This is a genomic window from Bradyrhizobium sp. SZCCHNS1050 (genome assembly GCF_032484785.1).
Classification (GTDB): Bacteria; Pseudomonadota; Alphaproteobacteria; order Rhizobiales; family Xanthobacteraceae; genus Bradyrhizobium.
Genome location: NZ_JAUETR010000001.1, coordinates 4,146,117 through 4,172,745, shown reverse-complemented (window position 1 = coordinate 4,172,745; position 26,629 = coordinate 4,146,117). Strand labels below are relative to the sequence as shown.

Here is a 26,629-nt window from a genome sequence, read left to right as displayed (position 1 = left end):
TGAGGTCGAAGACGCGTCCTGAAGAGAGCTCATGGCCCAAGCTCTGGCCGGATCGGCTGGAGAAGTATTTGACCCGGAACAAAGATCACACTGATTGTTCCAGCTACGAGGCGTTTTTTGAACGGAGCCTGTCGTTGCGACGTGATGTCCCTCGCTTCCGCGAGCTGTCGGATTTCCTGCGCTTCCTCGACGAGCGGGGACAGCTGCGACGCATTCGCGACAGCGTCTCGGTCGTCCACGAGATCACCGAGATCCATCGCCGCGTCATCTCCGCCGAAGGGCCCGTGCTGCTGTTCGAACGGCCGATCAAGGCATGCGGCTCGCTCTCGGCAATGCCGCTCGTCACCAATCTGTTCGGCACCGTGGAGCGGGTGGCCTGGGGCATGGGCGTGCAGCCGGAACGATTGGCGGAGCTCGGCGAGATGATGGCGGAGTTGCGCGCCCCGCAGCCGCCGCGCGACATCAGGGAAGCGCTGCAGAAGCTGCCGCTGGCACGCGCAGCACTGTCGACCCGGCCGAGGCTGCGATCAGCCGCGACGGTGCATGAACGTGTCACGATGGGCGATGACATCGACCTGACCACCTTGCCGGCCCAGATCTGCTGGCCGGGCGAGCCGGCGCCGCTGTTGACGTGGCCGCTCGTCATCACCGTGCCGCCGGACGCGTCCGCCGGCGAGCAGGAAAATGTCGGCGTCTACCGCATGCAGGTGCTCGGCCGCGATCGCGCCATCATGCGCTGGCTCGCCCATCGCGGCGGCGCCCGCCACCACCAGCAGTGGCAGGCGCAGGGGCGCGACATGCCGATTGCGATCGTGATCGGGGCCGATCCCGCCACCATCCTCAGCGCCGTGTTGCCATTGCCCGAAACCATCTCCGAGCTGCGCTTCGCCGGCGTCCTGCGCGGCGACCGTCCCGAGCTGGTCGAATGCCTGACCGTGCCCCTGACGGTGCCGGCGGCCGCCGAGATCGTGATCGAGGGCATCGTGTCGGCCACGGAGACCGCGCCGGAGGGGCCCTACGGCGATCACACCGGCTACTACAACGCCGTCGAGAGCTTTCCGGTGCTTCAGGTCACCGCGATCGCCACGCGTCGAAGTCCGCTCTATCTGTCGACGTTCACGGGACGCGCGCCGGACGAGCCGTCTCGAATTGGCGAGGCGCTGAACACGCTGTTCGTCCCCTTGATCCGACGACAATTCCCGGAGGTCGTCGACTGCTATCTGCCGCCGGAGGCCTGTTCCTACAGGATCGCCGTGGTGGCGATCAAAAAGCGCTATCCGGGCCAGGCAAGGCGCATCATGCTCGGCCTGTGGTCGATGCTGCCGCAGTTCAGCTACACCAAGCTCCTCATCGTGGTCGACCAAGACATCGACGTCCGCGACTGGCGCGCGGTGATGTGGGCCGTCGCGACGCGCAGCGACTCCTCGCGCGATCTCGTGCCGCTTGCCAACACGCCGATCGACTATCTCGACTTCGCCTCGCCAAAATCCGGCCTCGGCGGGAAGCTCGGCATCGACGCCACGACCAAGCTCGGTGTCGAGACCGAACGCGCCTGGGGCGAGGTGCTGGCGATGGACCCTGCTGTAGCCGCGCGCATCGACGCGATGTGGCCGAGCCTCGGCCTCGGCGACGCCATAGCCGACCGAACGGCCTCGACATGAACGGGCGGCATCACGTCATCGTCGGCATCAGCGGCGCCTCGGGCGCCGCGATCGGTGCGCGCATCGTCGAACGGCTCGCGGAGCAGCCGCAATGCGCGGTCCATCTCGTGGTGTCCGACGCTGCCGTGCGCACCTTGCACGAGGAGGTCGGCCAGGGCGGCCTCGCGCGGCTGCGCGAACTGGCGGCGCATGCTCATGATGTCGCCGACATCGGTGCGAGCATCGCCAGCGGCTCGTTTTCTGCAGCCGGCATGATCGTGGCGCCCTGCTCGATCCGCACCCTCTCGGCGATCGCCTGGGGCCAACTCGACAACCTGCTGGTCCGCGCCGCCGACGTTCAACTCAAGGAGCGCCGCCGGCTGATATTGTTGGTGCGGGAGAGCCCGCTGCATCTCGGTCATCTCCGAGCGATGACGCAGGCCACCGAGATCGGCGCGATCATCGCGCCGCCAATGCCGGCGTTCTACCTGAAGCCCCAGTCGCTCGATGACGTCATCGAGCAGATCGCCTGTCGCGCGATCAACCTGCTCGGCGTCCCCGGGCTCCACGCCAACGCGCGGGAGTGGCTTCCGGACCGGACGACCGAAGCAGGCAACCTTGTTGAGATAGGGAAGCAAGACAGGCAATAGGATTTGAAGACAGAACACGACAGATCCACTCGGGCGATGGGCCGAAGGCGTCCACGACGGTTGACGTGTTCTTCGACGAGCGGGCGTAACGACGCCGCCTCTCCGGCCGAGCGCTGCCAGCTTTTCGCTTTCGTTCGGTCAATTGACGTTGTCGAAACCCAGCGCAGCACGAACGGCCGGATCAATTCTGGATGGGGTCCACGGCGGATCGAATGTCATCGTCACGTCCACGGCTTCGACGCCCGCAATCTCCGCAATGCTGCTTGCGACCCCTTCCTTGAGAAAACCTGTTGCGGGGCACCCGGGCGTTGTGGCCGTCATCGTGACATGCACGACGCCATCCGTCGCCGTGATCTCATAGATGAAGCCGAGATCGACCACGTTTTCCCCCAGTTCCGGATCGATGACCACGCGCATTGCGTCGCGGATGCGGTCGATGACATCGCGGCTCATAGCGGAGCCCTCACCGACAGTTCGTAGGTCGATCCATCCGGCGTAAACCCGCCGAGCCAGCGAAAGCCGCGCTTCTCAAGTTCAGGGAACAGGAAGACCGGCTCGCGGCCCAGAAGTGCCGACAAGGTCTCTCCAGGGCCCAGCTCCTCCGCAGCCGCGAGGATGCGCACCATCGGCTCGGGTGGGTCGAGCTCTCGGTTGTCGAGCGTGACTACGGGATCTGGCCATTGCTCGAAGGCGAGGCCGGCACCAGCGTCTTCCTGACCGGCGTCCTCGGCAGCCAGCGGCGAAAACAGCACTTCCCAATCGCCATCGTCGAGCGGTCGATCGGTGTGGGCGAAGCCCTTTCTTGCCATGACGGAGAGCAGCGGAACCGGCCTGAAGCTCGCGATCAGCCGCACACCCTGGCCTGGCGCCAGCCGGTCGACCGCGTCCATGATGATGGAGAACGGTTCGCCTCCGGCCCTGAGAATCGGTCGGACGTCGACGTCAATGTACGCGGTCATGGCTCTCCTCCTAGTTTCTGGCGAACAACAGGCTTGGCGCGATGGCTCCGGCCGGAAGCCTACGGGAGCCCGCAACGTCGGAAAGACGTCGGACTCGCACAAGCTCGTGTATGATTCCAATACTGCCCACGGCCATGACCGCCGCGGCGCCGCGAAACGCCTGGCCCTCGCCCATCATCAACATGATGGTCGCCGCCCAGACGCCTAGAAAATAGATGATGAACCACTTCTCGGACCGACGTTCCACCGCCAGGTCCTGAACCCGTGGCGTCGGGGCGCGCCCCATCACGGGACCGTAGGTTTCGAGCCAGGTCAGAAAGGCGACAATCTTGTAGAGCTTCGCGAATATGAGACCAGACAGCCAGCCGAACACGGCCAAGAACGCGAACGCGCCGACATGAACGCCGACCTTTCCGCTGACGATGATGACGGTGCCGAGCGTCACCGTCGCCGCCAGGTTGGCGAAAGACACGGTTGCCATCCGCATGTTCAACTCGAGCTGGCGCCGTTTGCGCGAGCGATAGATCGTCGCGATGTCCCGTCCATAGAGCGCAAGCGAGATCACCCCAAGAACGGCGGCGACGATGAGCACGGCTCCGAGCCCGGCCTCGAGGCCGATCGCGAACAATCCGCCCACGACAGCGACCGATAGCGCGAGCGCACCAAATTTCAGCGCGGATGTGCTCTGTCGCTCGCCGAGGTCCGCCGAGAGCATGAACATGGCCAGCAGGCGATAGCTCACCCCCATGGCGGTCAGGGTCAGCCAGCCTCCCAGCCCGGCAATCGCATGGATCGGAATCGCCGCGGCCAGGAGCGCGTCGCCGTAGGCGCCCGCCGATCCGGCGAGAGCAAACGCGAACGCGACGCCGAGCGCGACAGTTGCGCATAACGCGCCAAGTCCGGCGATGACAAAGAGAGCAGATCCCTTCGGCTGGCTGACGAGAGTCAGGCCCAGATCGAGCGCGACCATCGCCAGACCCGCGCCGAGCACCACGCTGCCGGCCGGCAGAAGCCAAACGGCTGGAGCAATTCGTCCGGCCAGTGAGAGGAAGCCCAATATCAAGCAGACCAGACCGACGTTGATGAGGAACAAGGCCGGCAAGGCCCATTTGTCGAAGGGGAGCGGCCTTGCGACGAGAACGGGAACGAACTGGAACAAGGCGCCGCATACCGAGAGACTGAGCCAACCGATACAGACCGCATGCACAACGACAAGCGTATCGGGAGCGCCGAGCTCTGCGGCGGGGTAACCGAGTCCGCCGACCAGCATTGCCAAGGCAACGAGCAGCCACCCCAGCGCTGCCGCGAAATAGCTCATCGTCCAGCGCGAGATCTTCGCCCCAATCATGAGCGGCTCCAGTTGTTGATCGCGGACGCAGCACTCGCCACGACGATGCGCCATTCGGCAGTTGCCGTGGCGCCCGGAGGAACGCAGCCAAGGGGGCGCGAACAATGAGCTTGCGCCATACAATCCCCGGCGATCGGAAAGATGCTAAACCGGCGCGACCGGCCATTCTTTGTCGGAGCGCAACATTCCGTGTCATCAGCGTCGTGATGACCACTCCAGATCGACCGGCGGGTTTCCTGTCTCGTCGAGGAACATCCATGTCAGCCGGCAGACATCTTCGACGGTCTGGCTTGGCAGTTCTGTGTCCCCGACCCCTCGATTGCTCGCAATCGCAATCAGCGCAGCTGGCTGGCTGAGTCTATGGTTCGATCCTGCCGAACACTTTCCAGCCACCGCTCCACGTCTCCGCGGGCTTCGAGCTCAACCCCCATATCTCCGGCGAAACCTCTCCAGGCATCGATATTGCTGCGCGGCACGCCGACAATCGTCGGTATCGCAAGGTCCAACGCGCGGGCGATCAGATCAAGCGTTCCGCCTCCCCCGCACTCTGCCTTACCAAATTTGTTCAACACCAGGATGTTTGGACGCGCATCCAAGCTGGCGAGGACCCGAACTGTCACCTCTGCAAGCGCCGATTCATCCAGCCGGCAACCTCTCGCTCCCGATCCACGATCCTCGAAGATCGGGGTTTGATTTGCCGTGTCGATCTCCTCGAGCAGGACGTCGCACCTGCGATTTTCGTCGAGGAACAGCCTTCGCTGCAGTGCGCCGGCGACCTTCAATCGCGCTCGACGCGAGTGATCCACGAGGTGATCGAACGTCTCGTAGGGATATTTCCCGTCGTCGTATACGAGCGCCACGAGCGGCGCGGCCGCAACGCCGACTTTCTCTACCATCACATCGTGCATGCGAATCCCAACATCAATTTGACGCTTCGACATTTTTGACCCGCCCCTCCAGCACGGATAGCCTGCGGTGGATCCGTTCTAGGAGAGCTCGATTTCATCCCTCTGCAGCGACCACTTGATCATGGACGTCAGACAGACGATCGCGGGGTCGGCGGCGCGGTCGATAGCGCTCATCAACCCGAGCCAATCCTCATTCTCTGCGAGATTTGCAAAGCGCCGGACAGCAGCCGACGCATACTCACCGACATCCTCGCCGAGGCGATCCGCGACAGAGCTGATGCGCACCAGGAGCGTGAGGTCGCCGCACCCCTGCAACACCGCACTCGACTTCGCGTCGTCACTGAGATCGTGAATGAGATCCCCGAGCAGCATGATCGCCCCCCTACTGCGGCAGTACCGATTGCGGCGCCGGCAACGTCACGCCAACGATCTCCGCGCGGTCTGCCAGATTGGCTACATATTGCGCGAGCGCCTGATGCCGCACACGCTCGGTGAGATATTGCGAAATGCGCGCCCTTGCCATGTCGAACGGCAGGACTTGTCCGAGGGCCCGTCGGTCGAGGCGCACGACATGGATACCAAAGCGTGTCTCAATCAGACCGACCTCTCCAACCGACATCCGGGCCAGCGCGGCGTCGAACTCTGCGGTCGTCTGCCCACGCGACAGCTGCCCGAGCCTGCCACCATTCTCCGCCGAGACCCTGCAATCGGAGCGATCGCGCGCGATGGTCTCGAACAGTTCCGGGCTTCTCTGCACGGCCTCCACGATCGTCCGCCCCTCGTCTCGCGCAGCCGACCGAGCCAGCGAATCGCTGCTCGGCGCGATCAGCAGGATGTGAGACGCTTCGTAGAGTTCTCCGGCCAGGAACCGCTGCCTGTTCTGATCGTAGAAGCGACGGCACGTCGATTCGTCCGGCTCGTGTATCAGAACCTCACGCGCGATCAGCGCCCGCATCGCCGCCTCTTCCTCGGTTTCGCTGCGACCTTCGGCATCGCGCAGGGGAGCGGCCGTTATGCCGAGCCGCATGACCTCCTGTCTCAGCAATTCGCGCACCGCAAGCGCGCGCGCCGCCGCTTGCCAGGCGAGGATCGGCTTGTCCGACGGATGGTTCTGAACTTCCCGGGCAATGACGTCGCGTTCGATCACGACCCCGTTCACACTGACCAGCTTCGGCTTTGGAAGCGCCGCGCCCAATGAACAGTCCATCGGCTACTCCGCGGGCTGAATTGGTTGCACAAGATGACGGCGCCCGTCGCGGCTGCGCACCACCTGATAGCCGCGGCGGCCGAGATACCACACCGGCGCACTCCAGATGTGGACAAGGCGGGTGAAGGGGAAGAGCAGGAAGATAGTCATTCCCAGGACCAGATGCGCCTTGAAGATCGGATGGACGTCGACAATGTTGGCGGCGATTCCGGGCTGCAACGTGAGAATGTCCTGCGCCCAGGCCATGAACTTGACCATTTCATGACCATCGAGATGACCGAGCGACACGGGGATGGTTGCCAAGCCAAGCAGCAGCTGGACGAACAGCACCAGAAGGATACCCGTGTCAGCAAAAGACGACGTCGCGCGAATCCTGGGATCGAAAAGCCTGCGATGCGCGAGGAGTGAAATGCCGACCAGACACATCAGTCCGGCGCCGCCACCGGCGACGATCGCGAGCATCTGCTTGAAGCCGTGGGACACGCCGAGCATGTCAAACACCCAGATCGGCGTCAGCAGCCCGACGAAATGACCCGCAAAAATGAAGAGGATCCCAACATGGAAAAGGTTCGAGCCCCAGATCAATTGGCGCCGCCGAAGCAGCTGACTCGAGCCTGAGCGCCACGTGTATTGCTCGCGGTCGAATCGAATCAGACTGCCGACCAGAAAGACTGTCAGGCAGAGATAGGGATACCAGCCGAAGACGATGGCATTGAGTGTTTGCATGGCCAATCCCTCATTGCAACTGTGACGGCGGCGCGTTGACCGCACGTTTGGCGTGGCGCAGTTTTGCGATCAGATTGTCGTGCCCACAGGCTGCCTGGTCGCCCCCTCCCGGGCCGAACCTGACCTCTTCATCCTCCCAGGCCGCGTCGAGCGCGTGCAGGTCCATCGGATCCACGTCCGCCGCCTTCAGCAGCTCATCGACGATCTCCGCGCGGGGCTGCTCCGCGGCGATCTGGAGCAGCGCATCGAACACCGCCCTATAGCTCGACTGCCGACGCCCCAGTCGTTCCGCGAGCGCGGCGATGATGTGGCTGGTCTGGCCAAGCAACTCGCGCGCGTCCGAAATCTCCCGGGTGGCGAGAAATTCGAGGAACAGCGGCAGATAATCCGGCAGCTCGTTGCCGGCGATGACGAGGTTCGCTCGGTCATACATGGCCCGCAGGTCGACCATGGCCTGGCCGCGGTCGCGGCCTTCGCCATGAACGTGCTCGAACAGATGCAGCGCCAGGGTCTTGCTGCGGTCGAACAGCAGGCCGTAGCGCTCCTGCAGGTCGTAGACGTCGCCCGTGGCGATCTCCTGCAGCAGCACATCGAGCTCCCGGCGAATGCCAGGCTGGACGAGGCCTTCCTGGTCGAGCACCCGCGCGAGCTCCGGGATGGCCGTGATCAATTCCCCGCTCGGATAGTTCAGCAATGCCGACAGCACCTTGAACGTCTTCATCAGGCGACCTCCATCGGGTTCTTGGCCTTACGCGGCGATCCGAACAGGTTGACTTCGCTTTCGCCCCCGGAGCAGCCGTTGCCGAACGAGAAGCCGCAGGAGCCGCGGATATCAAACGCGTCGGCACCGAGCTCGCGGTGCGCGGTCGGGATCACGAAGCGGTCCTCGTAGTTGGCGATCGCCATGATGTGGTACATGTCGTCGATCTGCGGGCCGCTCAGGCCGACGCGCCTCGCGATCGCCTCGTCGACCACGCCGTCGATGGTCTTGGCCCGCATATAGGCACGCATGGCCAGCATTCGCTCGAGCGCCAGCGTCACCGGCTTCTCGTCGCCCGCAGTCAGCAGATTGGCGAGGTACCGCATCGGAATGCGCAAGGATTTGACGTCGGGCATCTCGCCATCGTGCCCGATCTTGCCGGACGAGGCCGCCGACGTGATCGGCGACAGCGGCGGCACATACCAGACCATCGGCAGGGTCCGATATTCCGGGTGCAAGGGGAAGGCGACCTTCCATTCCATCGCCATCTTCCAGATCGGCGACCGTATCGCCGCCTCCAGCCATGCATGAGGGATGCCCTGGCGCTCGGCTTCCGCAAGCACGTTCGGATCGTTCGGATCGAGAAAGATGTCGAGCTGGGCCTGGTAGAGATCGCCCTCGTCGGGCTTGGCCGCGGCCTCTGCGATGCGGTCCGCGTCATACAGCACGACACCGAGATAGCGAATGCGCCCGACACAGGTCTCGGAGCACACGGTCGGCTGCCCCGCCTCGATCCGAGGATAGCAGAAGATGCACTTCTCCGATTTTCCCGAGGACCAGTTATAATAGATCTTCTTGTATGGACAGCCGGAGACGCACATTCTCCAGCCGCGGCACTTGTCCTGATCGATGAGGACGATGCCGTCCTCCTCGCGCTTGTAGATCGCGCCGGACGGGCAGGATGCGACGCATGCCGGATTGAGGCAATGCTCGCACAGCCGCGGCAGATACATCATGAAGGTGTTCTCGAACTGGCCGTAGATCTCCTTCTGCACGCCGTCGAAATTGATGTCCTGAGAGCGCTTGGCGAATTCGCCGCCCAGGATCTCTTCCCAGTTCGGTCCCCACTCGATCTTTTCCATCCGCTCTCCAGACACCAGCGAGCGCGGCCGTGCCGTGGGCATCGCAGATACCTCGGGCGCACTTTGCAGGTGCTGATAGTCGAAGGTGAACGGCTCGTAGTAGTCATCGATCTCGGGGAGGTCGGGATTGGCGAAGATATTCGCCAGAACCCGCCACTTGCCGCCGATCCGCGGCTGGATCGACCCGTCGCGATTGCGCGACCAGCCTCCCTTCCAGCGGGACTGGTTCTCCCAATCCTTGGGATAGCCAACGCCTGGTTTGGTCTCGACGTTGTTGAACCACGCGTATTCCATCCCCTCGCGGCTGGTCCAGACGTTCTTGCAGGTCACGCTGCAGGTGTGGCAGCCGATGCACTTGTCGAGATTGAGCACCATTGCGATCTGAGCACGGATCTTCATTCTGCAGCCTCCGAGGGGGTCGTGGCCGACCGGTCAGCAGTCGGCTGGTCCAGCCAATCAATCTTCGACATCTTCCGGACGATGACGAACTCGTCGCGGTTGGCGCCGACCGTGCCGTAGTAGTTGAAGCCATAGGCCTGCTGAGCGTAGCCCCCGATCATGTGCGTCGGCTTCGGAACGACACGCGTGACCGAATTGTGGATGCCGCCGCGCAGCCCCGTCTGCTCGGAGCCCGGCACGTTCACGATCTTTTCCTGAGCATGATACATCATGCACATGCCCTGCTTGACCCGCTGCGAGACCACAGCGCGCGCAACCAGCGCGCCATTGGTGTTGTAGGCCTCGATCCAGTCATTGTCGGCAATACCGGCAGCCTTTGCGTCGATCTCGCTGATCCACACGATGGGACCGCCGCGCGACAGGGTCAGCATCAGGAGATTGTCGGTATAGGTGGAGTGGATGCCCCACTTCTGGTGGGGCGTAATGAAGTTCAGGATGACGGACGCATTGCCATTCGGCTTGCGATCGATCACCGGCTTGACGGTCTTGGTATCGATCGGCGGCCGATAGACGCAAAAGCCCTCGCCGAAGGCCCTCATCCATAGGTGATCCTGATAGAGCTGCTGCCTGCCGGTCAGCGTCCGCCAGGGGATCAGCTCGTGGACATTGGTGTAGCCGGCGTTGTAGCAGACCTTCTCCGACTCGAGCCCCGACCAAATCGGCGACGAGATGATCTTGCGCGGCTGCGCGACGACGTCGCGGAATCGGATCTTCTCGTCCTCCTTCGGAATGGCGAGATGAGCATGGTCGCGGCCGGTGAATTGCTCCAGGGACGACCACGCCTTGACCGCGACCTCGCCATTGGTTTCCGGCGCCAGGCTGAGGATCACCTCGCAAGCGTCGACCGCACTGTCGATGCGAGCCAGCCCCCGGGTCGGCCCGTCGTCGGCGACGACGCCGTTGAGGCGCTTCAGGAGCTCGACCTCATGGTCGGTATTCCAGGTCATCCCCTTGCCGCCATTGCCGAGCTTGTTCATCAACGGTCCAAGCGAGGTGAAGCGCTTGTAGAGATTCGGATAGTCACGTTCGACCACCGTGATCGCTGGCATGGTCTTGCCGGGGATCGGATCGATCTCGCCCTGCTTCCAGTCCTTGACGTCGAACGCCTGCGCGATTTCGCCCGGACTGTCATGCATGATCGGCGTCAGCACGACGTCCTTCTCGACCCCGAGCACTTCGGGCGCGACCCTGGAGAAGGCCTCGGCGATCCCCTTGTAGATGTCCCAATCGCTGCGCGATTCCCACACCGGATCGATCGCCGCCGAGAGCGGATGGATGAATGGATGCATGTCGGACGTATTGAGGTCGTTCTTCTCGTACCAAGTGGCCGTCGGCAGCACGACGTCCGAATACATGCACGTGGTCGACATCCGGAAGTCGAGCGTGACCAGCAGATCGAGCTTTCCTTCCGGGGCCTCTTCGTGCCAAGCGACCTCGACCGGTCTATTGTGGCCCTGGTCGCCGAGATCCTTGCCGATCACGCCATGCTTGGTGCCGAGCAGATGCTTGAGGAAGTATTCGTGGCCCTTGCCTGAGGCGCCGAGAAGATTGGAGCGCCAGACGAACAGGTTGCGGGGCCAGTTCTTCGGATGGTCGGGATCCTCGCAGGCGAGCTTCAGCTCGCCCGACTTCAAGGCCTTCGCGACGTAGTCCTTCGGCTCCAGGCCCGCGGCGGCGGAGCGCTTCGATACCTCGATCGGATTGGCCTGCAGTTGCGGCGCGGACGGCAGCCATCCCATGCGCTCCGCGCGGACATTGTAGTCGATCAGCGCTCCCTCCCAAGAACCGGCCGGTGCGGTCGGTGAGAGAATCTCGCTGACATTGACCGTCTCGTAGCGCCATTGGTCGGTGTGAGCGTAGAACGCCGAAGTCGAATTCATCTGCCTCGGCGGGCGCCCCCAATCGAGCGCAAAGGCGAGCGGCGTCCAGCCCGACTGCGGCCGCAGCTTTTCCTGCCCCACATAATGCGACCAGCCACCGCCGGACTGGCCGACACAGCCGCACATCACCAGCATGTTGATGATGCCGCGATAGTTCATGTCCATGTGGTACCAGTGGTTCAGACCGGCCCCGACGATGACCATCGAGCGCCCCCGGGTCTTGGACGCGTTCGAGGCAAACTCGCGGGCAACCGCGATGATCTGGCCGCGCGGCACGCCGCAGATCGCCTCGGCCCATGCCGGAGTGTACGGTTCCAGATCGTCGTAGCTCCTGCCGAGGTGGTCGCCGCCGAAGCCGCGATCGACGCCATAATTGGCGGCGAACAGATCGAACACAGTGGCCACGACCGCCTCGCCATCGGCAAGACGAAGTCGCTTCACCGGCACGTTGCGGGTCAGCACATCCGGATGATTGGTGCCGCTGAAGTGATCGTGCTGACGGTTGCCGAAATAGGGGAATCCCACCGGTGCGATGTCGTCCTCGATGCCGGCCAGAGACAGCCGCAGCCGGGTGTCGTTGTTCGCCGAGCTCTTCTCTTCCAGGCTCCACTTGCCTTTTTCGCCCCAGCGGAAGCCGACCGATCCCTTGGGCACGACAATGGCCCCGCTGATCTCATCATAGGCGACGGTCTTCCATTCGGGATTGTTGGCCTCGTCGAGAGATGTGGCGAAATCCGAGGCGCGCACGAACCGCTCAGGAACGAGCCGTCCCTCGGATTTCACCAGCCGCACCAGAAATGGCATATCCGTATACTGGCGCACATAGTCGTTGAAGTATGGCGTCTGCCGGTCGATGTGAAACTCCTTGAGGATCACGTGACCCATCGCCATCGCGAGCGCCGCGTCGGTGCCCTGCTTCGGCGAAAGCCAGAGATCGGCGAATTTCGCAGCCTCGGAATAATCCGGGCAGACAACGACGCTCTTGGCCCCCTTGTAGCGTACCTCCGTGTAGAAGTGCGCATCCGGCGTACGCGTCTGTGGCACGTTGGAGCCCCACAGCATCAGGAAGCCTGAATTGTACCAGTCCGCGCTTTCAGGTACGTCGGTCTGCTCGCCCCAGGTCTGTGGCGAGGCCGGCGGCAGGTCGCAATACCAATCGTAGAACGACATACAGACGCCGCCGAGCAGCGACAGATAGCGCGCGCCGGCCGCGTAGCTCACCATGGACATCGCCGGGATCGGCGAAAATCCGAACACGCGGTCCGGACCATGGGTTCTGACCGTATAGGCATTGGCTGCCGCGATCAGCTCATTGACCTCGGCCCAACTCGCCCGCACGAAGCCGCCCAGTCCGCGCTTCTGCACATAGTCCGAGCGCTTGCCCGGATTCTCGACGATCGACTTCCAGGCTGCGACCGGCGTCATCCGCGCTCGCGCCTCGCGCCACAGCCTGAGCAGCCGCGAGCGCACCAGCGGGTATTTCACCCGGTTTCCGGAATAGAGGTACCAGCTGTAGCTCGCGCCGCGGGCGCAGCCGCGCGGCTCATGATTGGGAAGATCAGGGCGCGTCCGGGGGTAGTCGGTCTGCTGGGTCTCCCAGGTGACGATGCCGCCCTTGACGTAGACCTTCCACGAGCAGGAGCCGGTGCAGTTCACGCCATGCGTCGAGCGCACGATCTTGTCGTGCTGCCAGCGCTTGCGATAGCCCTCCTCCCAGGAACGGTCCTCGGTCGTCGTCACGCCGTGTCCGCCTGCGAACTCCTCCTTGGCCCGGGTGAAGAAGGTCAGCCTATCGAGAAAATGGCTCATCTTTTACGTCCTCATTCAGCGGGTTGGGCAGCGGCCGCGATCGCCCGGCGCCGTTCGACATCGTGCAGGACGCCGCCCTTGCGGGTGTAGACGGCCCAGGTGATCAGCACGCAGGTGACGTAGAAGCCGAAGAAGCCCCATAGGGCGGCCTGCACGCCGCCGGTGAGGTCGATCGAGGTGCCGTAGGATTTGGGAATGAAGAATGCGCCAAAGGCGGCAATCGCGGAGGTGAAGCCGGTGATGGCGGCGGATTCCTTTTCGGCCTGGCGCAGCCGCGTCTCCGCGTCCGCGGTCGGCATGAGCCGGGTCATTTCCTGGCGCATGATGTTGGGGATCATCTGGAAGGTCGATGCATTGCCGACGCCGGTCGCGAAGAACAGCAGCAGGAACATCGCGAAGAAGCCCCAGAATGCACCGGGCTGATCCTTGATGCCGAGGAAGTAGAGCACCCCGAGCACGCCGGCCATCATCAGCAGGAACACTCCGACGGTCACGCGCCCGCCGCCCCATTTGTCGGCCATCCAGCCCGTCGCGGACCGCGACAAGGCACCCACCAGCGGCCCGAGGAATGCGAACTGCAACGCGTCGACGGCCGGGAACTGGGTCTTCGCCAGCAGCGGGAAGCCCGCAGAATAGCCGATGAACGAGCCGAACGTGCCGGTGTAGAGCCAGCACATGATCCAGTTGTGCCGCCGCTGGAAGATGACGGCCTGATCAGCGAAGGACGCTTTCGCGGAGGCGATGTCGTTCATCCCGAACCAGGCGGCGAAAGCACTGGCGACGATGAACGGCACCCAGACGAAGCCGGCGTTCTGAAGCCAGATCGGCATCGGCTGCGACCCGCTCGTTGCCATTGCCGGATCTCCGCCGAACCAGCCGAACACGCCGACCGTGATGACGATTGGCACTACGAACTGGACCACGCTGACGCCGAGATTGCCGAGGCCGGCATTGAGCGCGAGCGCGTTGCCCTTCTCGGCGCGGGGAAAGAAGAAGGAGATGTTGGCCATCGACGAGGCGAAATTGCCGCCGCCAAAGCCGCACAACAGCGCCAGTATCAGGAACACCGGATAGGGCGTTGCGGGATTCTGCACCGCATAGCCGATTCCGATCGCGGGTATCAGCAGCGACCACGTGGCCAGCGTGGTCCACAGCCGGCCGCCGAAGATCGGCACCATGAAGGAGTAGAAGATGCGCAGAACTGCACCGGAGATCCCAGGCAGCGACGCCAGCCAGAACAGCTCATCGGTCGTGAACTTGAAGCCGACCGAAGGCAGCTTCGCAACCACGACAGACCAGACCTGCCAGACCGCGAAGGACAACAGCAGCGCCGGAATGGAGATCCAGAGATTGCGTCGCGCGATGGCTCGGCCCTGCTCCCTCCAGAACGTGTCGTCCTCAGGCCGCCAGTCGGTGAGAACCGCGCCGGACAGGGCTCCGATGTGCTCGGGCCGGTGGATCTCCTCCATTTCGGGCAGCTCCGGCAGCCGCTTCAGCGCCTCGCCGGCAACGCCGCGCTCCATCTGCCGGATCGAGAGATGCATCCAGACCAGCGCGACCCCGACGAGCAGGAAGAGCAGCATGAAGCAGCTGGTTCGCAGACCGGTGAGATCGACCAGCGCGCCGAACGCGATCGGGAGCACGAATCCGCCGAGCCCGCCGATCATGCCGACCAGGCCGCCGACGGCTCCGACATTGTTCGGATAGTAGACGGGGATGTGCTTGTAGACGGCGGCCTTGCCGAGCGCCATGAAGAAGCCGAGCACGAAGACGATGACGACGAACGGGACGAGCCCCATCTCCAGATGAAAGCCGACCTTTCCGTTGACGGTCGTCACGACGTAGTCCGTCGGCGGGTAGGACAACAGGAAGGTCGCCGCGACACCGACCAGAAATGTCCAGTACATCACGCGGCGGGCACCGAAGCGATCGGACAAGTGTCCGCCATAGGCGCGAAACACGCTGGCCGGAAACGAGAACATGGCGGCCATCATGCCGGCCGACTGGATTCCGACGCCGTAGACCTTGATCAGGTATTGCGGCAGCCACAGCGACAGCGCGACGAAGGCGCCGAAAACGAAGAAGTAGTACAGCGCGAAGCGCCAGACCTGGATGTTCTTGAGCGGCGCGAGCTCGAGCCAGGCGCTGCCGGCCTTCTGCTTGCGCTGCCTTCGCGAGCGGACCACCGGGTCCTCCTCGGAGAACAGCCAGAAGACGATCGCCATGACGCCGATCGCGAGCGCCCATATCTGGGCCACGGTCTGCCAGCCATAGGCGACCAGCACGAACGGCGCGACGAACTTGGTAACGGCGGCGCCCACATTGCCGGCGCCGAAGATTCCCAGCGCAGTGCCCTGCTTGGCCGTCGGATAGAACCGCGACACATAGGCGACGCCGACCGCGAACGAGCCACCGGCGATTCCTACGAAGAGCGCGGCGACGAGAAATTGCGGATAGGTATGCGCCCAGGTCAGGAGATAGGTCGCGACCGCCGCGGCGAGCATCACGACGGTGTAGACGCGGCGCCCGCCATACTGATCGGTCCAGATGCCGAGCACCAGCCGGATCAGCGAGCCGCTCAGGATCGGGGTGCCGATCAGGAGACCGAACTCGGTTTCGTTCAGATCCAGCTCTTGCTTGATCCGGATGCCGATGATCGAGAAGATCGTCCACACCGCAAAGCAGATCGTGAACGAGATTGTTGAGAGCCAGAGTGCTCGCGTTCGGTGCTCAGGGCTGAAATCTACGGCGTCCATGGTGGCCTCGACGTATGGCTTCGACGCCACAGCAGTTATTCGGGGCACCGGGAAAAGGTTTTGCGATGCATCAACCGGACGGTCCGGTCGGCCACAATCTGCCAAATGTCCCAGATCGAATTGTCAGACTGCACGTATGCAATTGACTTTTGTCACAGTTCGGCGCGATAGCGGATGAGTGACTCTTGGAGCTTCGCTTGCGCCCCGACGAACTCGCCCAGTTGAAGACGCTGCCGCTGTTTGCGGACCTCAGCGAGGAGAACCTGAAGCGGCTGCTCGGCGCGGCTCTGCTGCAGCAATTTCCGCCCGGGGTGCGGTTGGCTCGCGAGGGAGATCAGGCCGACTTCCTGCATGTGCTGATTGGCGGGTTGGTGGAAATCTACACCGAGCTCGACGAGGCCGAGTGGGGCATCTCACTGCTGCGTCCCGTGTCGACCTTCATACTTGCTGCAGTCGTGGTCGATCAGGCGTATCTCAATTCAGCCCGCACGCTGACGGAGTCGCGGGTGCTGCTGATCCCCGCCCGCGATGTAAGGGCACTCTTCGACGAAGACATCGCATTCGCACGGATTGTTGCTCAGGAGCTGGCGTATGCCTATCGCGCTTCTGTCAAGAAACTGAAGGGCACCCTGGCCCGGTCGAGCATCGAGCGCCTCGCCAACTGGATCCTCGCCGAAGCCCAGCGCGAACCGGGGCATGCGAATATCGTCATCCCATTCGACCGCGGCACGCTGGCCTCCCACATCGGCACGACGCGCGAAAACCTGTCACGCAGTCTTGCCCAACTTACGAGCCATGGGGTTCGCGTCCGCGGACGAGAGATCGTCATCGACCACAAGGAGCGGTTGGAGCTGTTTGCCCGGCCAAAGCCCCTGATCGACGATCCCGGCTCGTAGGCTTCTTTTGCGATCGGTCCTGCCCCTCTGTTGGGAACGGCAAATCAGCAGAGTACGGAAACGGTGCCGTCGATATAGTTCTTCTCCGCCGCACACCCACCCCGTGTGGCAGTCGCTGGGACGCCCCGAAACCGATCGGCCCTGGAACGTGCGGCCGGCAAAGCCGTGATCGCGGGCGATGCTGAGGAAAGCAAACCGGACCCGGTGGAAACGGTCACAGCCTCACCGCTTGGCGGAGAGGCGTATCCGAGCCGAATGAAGCGAGTGCAGGGAAAGGTGGTCGCGGGGGAGCGCTACCGCCTTTCCCCACAGCCGGCGGACCTACGATACTTCCTGCAATCCTACGCATACCGAGGCTCCTTGGTGCTGGCTCGGTCAGCACCTCATGCTGGACCATCGCTTCCGGCCTCGGACCCGCGTTCCAGGCGAGGCTCGGGCCGCCGTTGGATTTCTGCGCTAAGGGGTCCATGAAGCGTTCCGACATCGGCAGAGGTGATTGCGATGCGCACAGAAAGGTTTGGCGCCTACTAGACCGGAGCACCTTCAGGACCGCCTTTTGGCGATCTTCGGCGTTGCGCCCTCTTCGAGCACGTATCGAATTGACCGCCCGCTTCGCCAGCGAGGATCTGCGCGACGGCTTTGGACAGGCGATTATGACCGCGCTTTGGGAATTCCAGCTCTCAGGGCTCCGCGCCGAGGAACGCGCGGGTCGCCTGTAGGATTTCGTCCGACAGTTCTTCTGAATCGGAGATGCGCGCGAGCAACATCGCCCCAATCATCGCTGCCCAACTGCCGATCGCCGCGACACGCTTCTGGTGCGGATCGTCACCTGGCGCCGAGGCCATGAATTGTTCGATCTGCCGTCGCATCTCCTCGGTCAGGACGCGGCGTGTGGGCGCCGGCGCCCGCGACATCTCGGGCCCGAGCGCCGCGAAGACGCATCCCGCCCCCGCCGCATCCCGATGTTCTGGCCGCAGATACGCGCGGGCGAAGCCACGGACATCCGTCGGCAGCAGGGGTTGACGCCTGCTGGCCTCGAAAACGTCCGCCAGGGCCTCGGTCACGAGCTCCTGTTTGCTCGCAAAGTGCCTTGGAAAGCCGCCGTGCGTCAGCCCCGCTGCGTCCATGATCTCGGCGACGGTAACACCGTCAATTCCCTTTTCCCGGAACAACTTAGCGGCCGAGTTCACGATCGCCCGCCTGCTCTCCGCCTTCTGCTCCCGGCTTCTTGCCAAAATAAATCTCCCTCAGTTCAAAAATGTAGATGACAAACATCATCTTTGCAAGTAGATGATGATTGTCATCTACATTTTGGGGACAGATTGGCCCCTCCCACGGAGAAGAAGACATGTCCACTGCACTCATCACCGGCGCCTCCAGCGGCATCGGCGCCGTCTATGCGCGGCGCCTCGCCGCGCGCGGCCATGACCTCGTCCTCGTCGCTCGCGCGACGGAGCGAATGGCGGCCCTGGCCGCGGAACTGCGCAAGGCGCACGGGATTGCCGTCGAAGTCCTGACAGCGGATTTGACGGATGCCGCGCAGCTGCAAATGGTGGCGAACCGGCTCCATTCGGGCAGCCCAGTCGAGATTCTGGTCAACAACGCTGGCGCGGCGCTGCTCGGCCCGTTCGAGGCGGCGGATCCCGCCGCCATGGAGCAACTGCTCAAGCTCAATGTGACTGCGCCGACGCTGCTGGCTTCGGCGGCGATCGGGGGCATGGTGAAACGCGGAAGCGGCGCCATCATCAATCTCGGTTCGGTGGTGTCGTTCATGCCCGCGTTTTTTCCGGGGATTTATTCGGCGACCAAGTCTTACGTGCTCACGTTCTCGCAGGGGCTGGCGGCCGAGGTCGGGCCCAAGGGCGTCTACGTCCAGGCCGTGGTACCGGCGGCAACCAGGACCGAAATCTGGGAACGGGCGGGTGCCGATCTCTCGAAAATTCCTAATCTCATGGGCGTCGAGGACCTGGTCGACGCGGCGCTGGTCGGCTTCGATCGCCGCGAAGCCGTGACGATACCGCCCCTTTCGGACCTGGGCCTCTGGGAGGCGTTCGAGGGCGCACGAGCGGTTCTGCCCTCAGGTTTGGGTGCGCAGCCCGCCGAGCGCTACCGCGCGCGCGCCAGCGCCTAGTCCCAACGCTCCGATCGCCGGCGATACCGGCCGATCGGTACTCCCGCTCCTCATCTCGAAACGCGTAGCCATCCCTTCGATCCAGCGTGCAGCCTCAATGCTGCCTCATCAGGAATTGCGGACATGAACTCTCAATCCCGTCGCACGATGATCACCGCCGGAGCGCTGGGCGCTGCGGCACTTGCGCTACCGCTGAAGGCGCAGGCCGCCGCCAGTTCGGCGACCGCCTCCACCCAGTTCGTCGACGTTGGCGGACGCCGCCTCGCCTATCGATCCGTCGGCACGGGCAAGCCGCTGGTCCTGTGCAACCGTTTTCGAGGCGTCCTCGATCTTTGGGATCCCGCCTTCATCGACGGATTGGCCGCACAGGGCTTTCAGGTCGTAACCTTCGACTATTCAGGTCTTGGCCAGTCGACTGGCGAAAAATCCTACAATCCGATGTCGCTCGCGAAGGATGGCAAGGATCTCATCGAGGCACTCGGCCTCAAGGAGGTCGCGATCGGTGGATGGTCGATCGGTGGGATCGCCGCGCAGATCTTGCTGGCAATGACCGGGCCGATGGCAACTCATGTGGTTCTGTTGGCTACGACACCTCCGGGCCCGCTGGTCAAGACGGGCGAACAACTCTTCTATGATACCGCGGCAATCCCCGGCATCGCATTGGAGCAGTTCACGACTGTGTTCTTCGAACCTGCGGACGCAGGCAGCCGGGCGGCTTCAAAGCGCTCGTTCGATCGCATCATGGCGCGAAAGAAAGACCGCAGCCCCGACGTTCCGGCCGACTGGGCCATGGCGCAGATCGGCAACACGCCGCGTAACCCGGTGTTTCCATCAGACCAGATTTTGCAGCTCTTGAAGACGACGTCGGTTCCGATCCTGCACCTGGGAGCCGACCACGACATCGTGTTCCCGATCGAGAACTGGTATGCGTTGAATCGACAGCTGCCGACCCTTCATCTGATCACCTATGCGCGAGCCGGGCACGGGCCGCATCATCAATATCCGGACGAGGCTTCCGCCCAAATCGGCGCTTTCATCAAGGCCACCAGCAAGGGCTGAACATCTTCGAGGGCGCGGAGCGAGGGGCAGTTGGACAAAAGAGATAACCGCTAACTGCTCCCTCTCTTCCGCGGCAGACCTTGCGAGCAGAGCATAATGTTCGCGGCTCTTCTTTGCTATGTCGACCGGACGCAGGTGGAAAGTATCCGCGGCAAATTAGACGACGACTGCTTCGGCGAAATAGGCCACTCCGAGCCATTCGGCGATCAACGCGGGTTTTTGCGCCCCCTCGATCTCAACAGAGACCTCCAACTTGGTGGCCACCTCCTTCGGATTGCGAGCCGTCATATCCAGAAGTTTGAATCTGGCCCGCACCCGACCTCCGGATCGTACGGCGGACACAAATCGTATCCTGTCGAAACCATAGTTGACCGCCATGACTCTCCCCGAAAGCTTCGGAAGCGCGTCAAACGCCATCGGCGCAAGCAAAGAAAGCGTCAGGAAGCCGTGAGCGACGGTTCCGGCAAACGGCGTCTCGGCGGCCTTCACCGGATCTATGTGGATGAATTGCCAATCCTCCGTAATGTCGGCGAATTGGTCGATGCGAGATTGGTCAATCTCGAACCAGCGTGACACGCCGACCTCCTTGCCCACCATTGCCGCATATTCCTTCGGCGAAATGTCAGGCAGGCTCGATCCTTTCATTGCCCTCTTCCTCGTTAGAGACCGATGATTTATTCCGCGTGAGCCGAGTCTGCGCCGCACCGACCATCGGCTCTCCTCTGATGAGGTCGACTGTCCGGCGCCGACGAGCGTCTCAACTTCAGCCGATGGCTTCGCCGCGACGACAACGTCTGAGATGGACGGACCTTGCTCAGAGCCGGTTCAGCGCCACCTCGGACCTTCACTTCCAGGAGCACTCCTTGCGAAGTTGGGGCACTCAGATGAAGGTCACATCTTCAGCAGGTGACCCGGCATACAATTCCTCAACGCTATGCGCTCGGTGGCCGAGTACAGCCCGCTGATTTACATAGGCCTTGTCGGTGATTTCACCAGCGGCAAGCGACGGAAGCTCCTTCAGCAACTTGAATGAGCGGATTCGTTCGCTGCTTCCGACTGTTTCGTTGTGTGCCCGAAAGCACTCTCTCAGGAATGCCAGCACGCCTGGATCTCGCTCGAGATCGCCAACGGGCGCGGAGGCGTGTTGTTTGGCTTGGCTGGGATTTAGCCAGGCGAGAACCGCGCATTGGTCCCGGTTTTCGCCCGCAATGACGACGTCCTGAAGAACGCCACGCGTTGCGCCCAGGATGGTCGCCCTGAGGTTCCCGACAACCACCCAGGTCCCGTTCGTGAGCTTGAAGTTTTCGGAAAGACGTCCCGTGAATCTCAATCCGAGATGCGGCTGCTTCGGATCGAGGAAAGCCACGGTGTCTCCGACCCGGTAGTAGCCCTCCTCGTCGAATGCACTTTCCGTGAGATCGGATCTGCCGAAGTATCCCGGCGTGACGTTCGGCCCCTTTACGCGAACCTCGTAACTGTCTCCCGCAGGCAGCAACTTGAGCCTGAGACCAGGTCCAGGAAGGCCGACCTCTCCCGGTTCCTCGGTGGCCCAGTGCGTCGTGCTGATCGTTGGCGCCGTTTCGGTCGTGCCGTACCCAGACATGACGGGAATGCGGCGGCCGGTCGCACGCAATGACAGGTCATAGAGCTTGTCCAGTGTGGACTGCGGAATTGCCGCTCCGGCGTAGGTCATTCGCTCCATGCGGTTGAAGAATGTATTTCTGAAATGCTCGTCCGCTTCGAGAACATCACACAGGAGCGTGTAGCCGCCGGGCACGTTGAACATCGCTGTGGGGAAAATTTCCCTCAGGTTGGCGACGGTCTTATGGAAGAGTTGCGGGACGGGGCGTCCGTCGTCGATGTAGAGCGTCCCCCCATTCTTCAGGGTGCCCTGCAGAATGACATTGCCCCCCATCGTGTGATGCCAGGGCAACCACTCGACCTGAACCGGAGCTTGGTTTGCCGGCGCCAGCAGACTGCCCATTTCGAGGGCGCATGCCATCATGCGATGCGTGTTGATGACGCCCTTCGGCAGGCCGGTCGAGCCCGACGTGAACAGAATTTTTGCGATGGCGTCACGATCGAGGTTTCCGAACCGCCGCTGAAACTCCGAGGTTGGTCGTCCCTCGTACAGGGCCTCAAGCGGCAGAAGCCCGTCGGATCCACCGCATGCGATCCAAGTCGCCTCCTCCAGCCCACTAACTGATCGGGCTGCCGCAAAGGCGCTGCCGTCCTGGACGAATACAAATGATGGCTTGAGCAGCCGAGCGATGTCCGTCAAGCGGGACAGCCCGCCCGGCATCAATGTATAGTTGGGCGAAATGGGAGCGACGGCCATCCCGATCGACATGGCCGCGAACATGACGATTGCATGCTCGATCGAATTCCCGGAGAGAATTGCAATCCTGTCGCCCGGCTGAGCTCCGCGATCGATCAACCCCTGACCTACGGACTGAGTCCGTAGCCACATCTGCCGATACGATATCTTTTGCCACCCGGCAGCTTCGCGTTGCGCCAGAAAGACGCGATCGGGCTCCTGCATCGCCCATACGGGTAGAAAGTCGGTGACCGACCAGCTCGGCTCGACGAAGTTGATCGGCGACCTCAGGATGAGGCTTCCATCGGGATGCGCTTCGATACTGACCTCGCGTGGAGCGAAGTTGACGTCAGACGTGGCGCGCGCGGCAACATTCGTCGTCATGGATTTCCTCCGCTCCCATTCACGAGCGACTTGAACACTCTGCAATTTGCTCGCCTTCCGTTCGGCCGGTCTATCCGATTGAAATAGACGAGCTTTGTACCGACCGTACGGCCCACCGCATCCCCTGGCCGCCGGGCTGACACGCGCTAAGCGGCCATCCGGAGAATCTTAACGATGTCTTCGGGGCCTTTGATCGGACGCGGGTTTGCGCGCGTGAAAACCGAAAGCATCGCGTTCCGTCCGATCAGATCGAATTTGTCCTCGGTCACGCCAACTTCAGACAATCGACGCGGGAGCTCCAACTGTCGTATAAATTCGGCGAAGGTCTCGCTTGCTTTCGCCCCCGGCACTCCCCAAGCTTCGGCGAGCTTGTCTTGTGCTCCAGCCGTATCCGGGCGATTGAACTCCAGCACGCTGGGCATCATAACCGCGGTGCAAAAGTAATGCGGCACATCGCATGTACCGCCAAGCACGTGTCCGATAGCATGGCTCGCCCCCATCGGAACCCGACACTGCAGCCCGAAGGCGGACAGCCACGACCCGAGTTGGCAGGATTGCCGGGCCTCAAGATCGTCCGGATTCATTTTTGTCGCGAGCAGCCCGTCATAGAGATAGCGCAGTCCTCGCAGGCAAACGCTTTCGACGAGGGGATCGCCTCTCGGCGAGCAGACGGCTTCGATCCCGTGGTCCATCGCGCGCGTTCCGGAGCCGAGCCACAAGTTTTGGGGCGTGTGAACCGTAATCGCGGGATCGAGGATGATCGAACGAGGCATCATCAAGGGATGGTGAAAGATCTGCTTCAGTTTCCGCCGTGTATCGGTAACGAGGCTACCGGCGTTGTATTCGCCGCCGGACAATGTACTCGGGATGGCGATCATCCTGACGCGCGGGGCTCGAAACGGACCAGGGCGCGGGCCCTCCGGGGTCGAGACTACTTCAAACCCGTCGAGGCCGCCCTCATCGGTGATCTTGTGCTCAATGCACATCAGAACGATTTTTGCCGCGTCGACGACAGAACCACCGCCGACGGCCACGATCAGGTCGGCGCCCGCCCCGACCGCCCTTGCGGCTGCAGCTACGGCAGACGTACGGGTGGTGTGCTGCGGGACCCCATCAAACGTCCCCGCATACCTAGAACCTAATGCTTTGCGGATCTTTTCGATCTCGTCGGTTTTCGTATTCAACGTATGGCTGGCAATCAGAAACACCCTGTGCGCGTTGAGCCGCTCCGCCTCCTCGGCCAGCGCTTGCCCGGCAGGCTTTCCGAAGATCACCTGATCCATCGGGGGATATTGATGAAGTCCAACCTTGATCATGGGCTCTCTCCTAAAAAGAGGTTGTCGTCGCACCAACCGGGAGTTGGCTGTTTCCTCCCGATCAGTCAGGCGGGCTGCCCGATGACGTTCAGATGTGGAGCGCGGCGCCAACACCGCGAACGACGACGGACCGCTCGCCCTGGATCTACCAGGGTTCGCGGTACGGTCGCACTTCCGAGAGGAAAGACCACGCCGAGCGGTCCTGATGCGCGATGTGGTAGATTTCCTCGGCGATCGCCGCGGGTTTGATGAAGAACTCGTCGGGCGCGTCCTTCATTCGCTCCCGCTGCCATGGCACGTCAATGACCGCATCGATGACCAGATAAGCCACGTGAATCCCTTGCGGGCCGAGGTCGCGCGCGATCGACTCGGCGAGGATACGCTGGGCTGCCTTCGTCGGCGCAAAACCCGCGAAGTTCGCCTTTCCTCGCAGAGCCGACGTGTTGCCCGTTACGAGGAGCGCTCCGCCGCCAGCCGCTATCATTGGGGGCGCGACGTGCCGCGCGAGATGGAGCAGTGCCATCACGTTCGTCTCGAAATTGGCTCGGAGAACCTCGGGACCTACCTCCTGAAACTTTCCGAACGCCCCGCCAACCGCGTTATGGACAACGACCTTCGGCGGGCCGGACCGCCGGTCGATCTCGTCGAGCACCCGCGCGAGCGCTGCCGAGTCCGAGACGTCACACGCCATCGGAATACTCGACGGAATCTCCGCCGATAGCGCGTCCAGGCGCGCCTTGTCGCGCGCGAGCATCGCGACGCGATACCCTCCGGCCGCGAACCGCCTGACGATAGCAGAGCCGGTACCAGGTCCGACTCCGGTGACAATTGCCAGCGGCTGCGCATCAATCTTGCTCATGCTGCCCTCAGTTCTTCGCGAATGAATTCAAGGCGGTCATTGTCGAAAAACATTTCGTCGTTCACGATGAAAGTCGGCGCGCCGAAGATGCCACGCGCTCCCGCTGCTTCATTTCTCTGCGTCAACCGATCATCCAATTCGCTGCTATCGACACTGGAAGCAACTTGGGGGTCACGTATTCCGGAAGCTTCAAGGATCCGCACCAGATCCCCGGCTGTGCTCAGCGGCAAGCCATGTCGCCAGAACGCCGGAAAGATCGCCGCAACGACCTCCTTGGCGAGACCGCAATCTTCCGCCGCGCGCAGCGGCCTGCGGCCGTCGATCGATTTTATGTCCTTATGCCGGCTCAGCGGTACGCCGTATCTCTTCGCCCAGCGCTGTAGATCTGCGCCGGCGTATTTGCCTTTGGCCGGACAGGTCAAGGTCGTCGGCGTGTTACCGCCCTGCTTCATGGCTGCGACGATATCTACAGGATGGTAGCTCAGCTCAGCATCCAGCGTGCCGAGCTGAGAGTGGGCGAGATAGGAATAAGGACTGCGAAAGTCGAAATAGAAGTCGATGCTGGTCATTGCGCTCGTCATCCAACTCCCCGGCAGAAGCAGCGGAGCCTGCCAAGACGGAATGTTAAGACGCCTTGAGTCTGGGCCAGACGAATTCGACCGCCCCGGTCGCCTTGAGCTTGCCGCCCCCTGATGCGCGGACAACCTCCAAATTCCAAAAATTGGGGTCGAGCGCCCATTTTCCCTCCTGAAACAGTGGCTTCGGCGCAGACGACAGCCATCAGTCTCTTCTTGTGATTGACCCGACTTTAGCTGCCACAGAACGCTCGTCAATTCCTTTTTAGAATTGATATTCGATCCAATCGAGCGCCCGGTCGTTCTAATCCCTCCAAGCGATGGTCGACTGTCCGATCGACCGGCATCCTTCGTGGACTCTGCGGAAAATAATAGCTACCGCGCCTTAGCGCGAGGCCGGCCAAGCAGGCTTCAAGGCAATTTCGCTCTTTTCTGGCCCGACCATTAAGTGCTAAATTCGAACTGATGCGACGGACAGATGGAGAGACCAACATGAGCGTTGCGCAGTTCATTCGCAGTGAGGTGGAGTCCAACGAGATCGTCCTGTTCATGAAAGGTACGCCCTCGTCGCCGGCCTGCGGGTTCTCGGCGCAGGTAGTTCGCATCCTCGATCATCTGGGAGTTTCGTTCAAATCGCACAACATCTACGAGTCGGAGGAGTTGCGGCAGGGTATCAAGGACTACTCGGACTGGCCGACCATTCCACAGCTGTATGTACGGGGCGAATTCGTAGGTGGCTGCGATATCGTGACGGAGATGTTCCGGTCTGGAGAGCTGCAGGCCATTCTCTCGGAGCCGCAGGAAGCGGCGCGATCATGAACCACGGCTGGGCTCTCTGTCGATGGCCTACCCCGTCATCAGAGGGCGCCGATGTCGCGAAAACACATGAGCGTCCGCGCAATGTTTGG

Annotated in this window: 24 protein-coding genes; 6 read left to right on the top strand and 18 right to left on the bottom strand. The window is 62.5% G+C overall.

All coding sequences use genetic code 11. The features are described from left to right. Positions 1-134: 134 nt before the first annotated feature. Positions 135-1,661, top strand: a complete 1,527-nt coding sequence (locus QX094_RS18905) for a UbiD family decarboxylase (protein ID WP_316188083.1) — start codon at positions 135-137, stop codon at positions 1,659-1,661. Then, positions 1,658-2,290, top strand: coding sequence for a UbiX family flavin prenyltransferase (locus QX094_RS18900; RefSeq protein ID WP_315750148.1), 633 nt, complete (start codon positions 1,658-1,660; stop codon positions 2,288-2,290). The genes QX094_RS18905 and QX094_RS18900 overlap by 4 nt, the downstream gene beginning before the upstream one ends. Positions 2,291-2,428: 138 nt before the next feature. Here the strand turns inward: QX094_RS18900 and QX094_RS18895 are convergent, their stop codons facing one another. The 11 genes from QX094_RS18895 to QX094_RS18845 all read right to left on the bottom strand — a co-directional run bounded on the left by QX094_RS18895 (position 2,429) and on the right by QX094_RS18845 (position 16,184). Next, positions 2,429-2,743, bottom strand: coding sequence for a metal-sulfur cluster assembly factor (locus QX094_RS18895; RefSeq protein WP_315750147.1), 315 nt, complete (start codon positions 2,741-2,743; stop codon positions 2,429-2,431). Then, positions 2,740-3,249, bottom strand: coding sequence for a DUF2249 domain-containing protein (locus QX094_RS18890; RefSeq protein WP_316172562.1), 510 nt, complete (start codon positions 3,247-3,249; stop codon positions 2,740-2,742). The genes QX094_RS18895 and QX094_RS18890 overlap by 4 nt, the downstream gene beginning before the upstream one ends. A 10-nt stretch (positions 3,250-3,259) precedes the next feature. Beyond that, positions 3,260-4,597: a hypothetical protein gene (locus QX094_RS18885; protein ID WP_316174905.1), complete on the bottom strand. Its 1,338-nt coding sequence runs from the start codon at positions 4,595-4,597 to the stop codon at positions 3,260-3,262. 335 nt (positions 4,598-4,932) lie between these two features. Beyond that, a complete protein-coding gene (locus QX094_RS18880; protein ID WP_315750144.1) occupies positions 4,933-5,538 on the bottom strand; it encodes a DUF2478 domain-containing protein in 606 nt (201 codons plus the stop codon). A 45-nt stretch (positions 5,539-5,583) separates the two neighbouring features. Then, positions 5,584-5,877, bottom strand: a complete 294-nt coding sequence (locus tag QX094_RS18875; RefSeq protein ID WP_315750143.1) for a hypothetical protein — start codon at positions 5,875-5,877, stop codon at positions 5,584-5,586. 10 nt (positions 5,878-5,887) lie between these two features. Continuing rightward, positions 5,888-6,712, bottom strand: coding sequence for a peptidylprolyl isomerase (locus QX094_RS18870; protein ID WP_315750142.1), 825 nt, complete (start codon positions 6,710-6,712; stop codon positions 5,888-5,890). Between the two features lie 3 nt (positions 6,713-6,715). Next, complete coding sequence (gene narI / locus QX094_RS18865) at positions 6,716-7,438, bottom strand: respiratory nitrate reductase subunit gamma (RefSeq protein ID WP_315750141.1); 723 nt, start codon at positions 7,436-7,438, stop codon at positions 6,716-6,718. Positions 7,439-7,448: 10 nt separating this feature from the next. Further along, positions 7,449-8,159: a nitrate reductase molybdenum cofactor assembly chaperone gene (narJ, locus tag QX094_RS18860; RefSeq protein WP_315714235.1), complete on the bottom strand. Its 711-nt coding sequence runs from the start codon at positions 8,157-8,159 to the stop codon at positions 7,449-7,451. Beyond that, entirely contained in the window at positions 8,159-9,679 is a 1,521-nt protein-coding gene (gene narH / locus QX094_RS18855) for a nitrate reductase subunit beta (protein ID WP_315750140.1), read from the bottom strand. The genes narJ and narH overlap by 1 nt, the downstream gene beginning before the upstream one ends. After that, the gene (locus QX094_RS18850; protein ID WP_316174907.1) at positions 9,676-13,428 is read right to left on the bottom strand and encodes a nitrate reductase subunit alpha; all 3,753 of its coding nucleotides are present in this window, start codon (positions 13,426-13,428) and stop codon (positions 9,676-9,678) included. Before QX094_RS18850 ends, narH begins: the two co-directional genes overlap by 4 nt. Positions 13,429-13,439: 11 nt before the next feature. Then, the gene (locus tag QX094_RS18845) at positions 13,440-16,184 is read right to left on the bottom strand and encodes an MFS transporter (RefSeq protein ID WP_316174909.1); all 2,745 of its coding nucleotides are present in this window, start codon (positions 16,182-16,184) and stop codon (positions 13,440-13,442) included. Positions 16,185-16,381: 197 nt separating this feature from the next. On the opposite strand from QX094_RS18845, the gene QX094_RS18840 reads away from it, so the two are divergent. After that, entirely contained in the window at positions 16,382-17,080 is a 699-nt protein-coding gene (locus QX094_RS18840; RefSeq protein WP_315827697.1) for a helix-turn-helix domain-containing protein, read from the top strand. 680 nt (positions 17,081-17,760) lie between these two features. Here QX094_RS18840 and QX094_RS18835 read toward each other — a convergent pair. Next, positions 17,761-18,270 carry a helix-turn-helix domain-containing protein gene (locus QX094_RS18835; RefSeq protein ID WP_315714230.1) on the bottom strand — a complete coding sequence of 170 codons (510 nt, stop codon included), beginning with the start codon at positions 18,268-18,270 and terminating at the stop codon, positions 17,761-17,763. Beyond that, complete coding sequence (locus QX094_RS18830; RefSeq protein WP_315827696.1) at positions 18,254-18,445, bottom strand: hypothetical protein; 192 nt, start codon at positions 18,443-18,445, stop codon at positions 18,254-18,256. The genes QX094_RS18835 and QX094_RS18830 overlap by 17 nt, the downstream gene beginning before the upstream one ends. On the opposite strand from QX094_RS18830, the gene QX094_RS18825 reads away from it, so the two are divergent. Both QX094_RS18825 and QX094_RS18820 read left to right on the top strand, forming a co-directional pair. Then, entirely contained in the window at positions 18,429-19,211 is a 783-nt protein-coding gene (locus QX094_RS18825) for an SDR family oxidoreductase (protein WP_315714229.1), read from the top strand. The genes QX094_RS18830 and QX094_RS18825 overlap by 17 nt on opposite strands. A 123-nt stretch (positions 19,212-19,334) precedes the next feature. Then, entirely contained in the window at positions 19,335-20,270 is a 936-nt protein-coding gene (locus QX094_RS18820; protein ID WP_315827695.1) for an alpha/beta hydrolase, read from the top strand. A gap of 156 nt (positions 20,271-20,426) precedes the next feature. Here the strand turns inward: QX094_RS18820 and QX094_RS18815 are convergent, their stop codons facing one another. From QX094_RS18815 to QX094_RS18795, 5 genes are all read right to left on the bottom strand, one after another. Further along, positions 20,427-20,915 (bottom strand): MaoC family dehydratase, encoded by a 489-nt coding sequence (locus QX094_RS18815; protein ID WP_315714227.1) that lies wholly within the window; start codon positions 20,913-20,915, stop codon positions 20,427-20,429. A gap of 235 nt (positions 20,916-21,150) precedes the next feature. Then, on the bottom strand, positions 21,151-22,971 hold the full coding sequence (locus QX094_RS18810) for an AMP-binding protein (RefSeq protein ID WP_315714226.1): 1,821 nt from the start codon (positions 22,969-22,971) through the stop codon (positions 21,151-21,153). A gap of 146 nt (positions 22,972-23,117) precedes the next feature. Continuing rightward, positions 23,118-24,287, bottom strand: coding sequence for an iron-containing alcohol dehydrogenase (locus QX094_RS18805; protein ID WP_315714225.1), 1,170 nt, complete (start codon positions 24,285-24,287; stop codon positions 23,118-23,120). A 145-nt stretch (positions 24,288-24,432) separates the two neighbouring features. Continuing rightward, on the bottom strand, positions 24,433-25,146 hold the full coding sequence (locus QX094_RS18800) for an SDR family NAD(P)-dependent oxidoreductase (protein WP_315714224.1): 714 nt from the start codon (positions 25,144-25,146) through the stop codon (positions 24,433-24,435). Then, on the bottom strand, positions 25,143-25,715 hold the full coding sequence (locus QX094_RS18795; protein WP_315714223.1) for a 2-hydroxychromene-2-carboxylate isomerase: 573 nt from the start codon (positions 25,713-25,715) through the stop codon (positions 25,143-25,145). Before QX094_RS18795 ends, QX094_RS18800 begins: the two co-directional genes overlap by 4 nt. Before the next feature lie 498 nt (positions 25,716-26,213). Between QX094_RS18795 and grxD the strand changes: the two genes are divergently transcribed. Next, on the top strand, positions 26,214-26,540 hold the full coding sequence (gene grxD / locus QX094_RS18790; RefSeq protein WP_315714222.1) for a Grx4 family monothiol glutaredoxin: 327 nt from the start codon (positions 26,214-26,216) through the stop codon (positions 26,538-26,540). Positions 26,541-26,629: the final 89 nt, after the last annotated feature.

Excerpts from the sequence above, each read along its gene's own strand:
- QX094_RS18900 (WP_315750148.1), top strand. The coding sequence starts at position 1,658 with ATGAACGGGCGGCATCACGTCATCGTCGGCATCAGCGGCGCCTCGGGC.
- QX094_RS18895 (WP_315750147.1), bottom strand. The coding sequence starts at position 2,743 with ATGAGCCGCGATGTCATCGACCGCATCCGCGACGCAATGCGCGTGGTC.
- QX094_RS18890 (WP_316172562.1), bottom strand. The coding sequence starts at position 3,249 with ATGACCGCGTACATTGACGTCGACGTCCGACCGATTCTCAGGGCCGGA.
- QX094_RS18885 (WP_316174905.1), bottom strand. The coding sequence starts at position 4,597 with ATGATTGGGGCGAAGATCTCGCGCTGGACGATGAGCTATTTCGCGGCA.
- QX094_RS18880 (WP_315750144.1), bottom strand. The coding sequence starts at position 5,538 with ATGTCGAAGCGTCAAATTGATGTTGGGATTCGCATGCACGATGTGATG.
- QX094_RS18875 (WP_315750143.1), bottom strand. The coding sequence starts at position 5,877 with ATGCTGCTCGGGGATCTCATTCACGATCTCAGTGACGACGCGAAGTCG.
- QX094_RS18870 (WP_315750142.1), bottom strand. The coding sequence starts at position 6,712 with ATGGACTGTTCATTGGGCGCGGCGCTTCCAAAGCCGAAGCTGGTCAGT.
- narI (WP_315750141.1), bottom strand. The coding sequence starts at position 7,438 with ATGCAAACACTCAATGCCATCGTCTTCGGCTGGTATCCCTATCTCTGC.
- narJ (WP_315714235.1), bottom strand. The coding sequence starts at position 8,159 with ATGAAGACGTTCAAGGTGCTGTCGGCATTGCTGAACTATCCGAGCGGG.
- narH (WP_315750140.1), bottom strand. The coding sequence starts at position 9,679 with ATGAAGATCCGTGCTCAGATCGCAATGGTGCTCAATCTCGACAAGTGC.
- QX094_RS18850 (WP_316174907.1), bottom strand. The coding sequence starts at position 13,428 with ATGAGCCATTTTCTCGATAGGCTGACCTTCTTCACCCGGGCCAAGGAG.
- QX094_RS18845 (WP_316174909.1), bottom strand. The coding sequence starts at position 16,184 with ATGGACGCCGTAGATTTCAGCCCTGAGCACCGAACGCGAGCACTCTGG.
- QX094_RS18825 (WP_315714229.1), top strand. The coding sequence starts at position 18,429 with ATGTCCACTGCACTCATCACCGGCGCCTCCAGCGGCATCGGCGCCGTC.
- QX094_RS18830 (WP_315827696.1), bottom strand. The coding sequence starts at position 18,445 with ATGAGTGCAGTGGACATGTCTTCTTCTCCGTGGGAGGGGCCAATCTGT.
- QX094_RS18820 (WP_315827695.1), top strand. The coding sequence starts at position 19,335 with ATGAACTCTCAATCCCGTCGCACGATGATCACCGCCGGAGCGCTGGGC.
- QX094_RS18815 (WP_315714227.1), bottom strand. The coding sequence starts at position 20,915 with ATGAAAGGATCGAGCCTGCCTGACATTTCGCCGAAGGAATATGCGGCA.
- QX094_RS18810 (WP_315714226.1), bottom strand. The coding sequence starts at position 22,971 with ATGACGACGAATGTTGCCGCGCGCGCCACGTCTGACGTCAACTTCGCT.
- QX094_RS18805 (WP_315714225.1), bottom strand. The coding sequence starts at position 24,287 with ATGATCAAGGTTGGACTTCATCAATATCCCCCGATGGATCAGGTGATC.
- QX094_RS18800 (WP_315714224.1), bottom strand. The coding sequence starts at position 25,146 with ATGAGCAAGATTGATGCGCAGCCGCTGGCAATTGTCACCGGAGTCGGA.
- QX094_RS18795 (WP_315714223.1), bottom strand. The coding sequence starts at position 25,715 with ATGACCAGCATCGACTTCTATTTCGACTTTCGCAGTCCTTATTCCTAT.
- grxD (WP_315714222.1), top strand. The coding sequence starts at position 26,214 with ATGAGCGTTGCGCAGTTCATTCGCAGTGAGGTGGAGTCCAACGAGATC.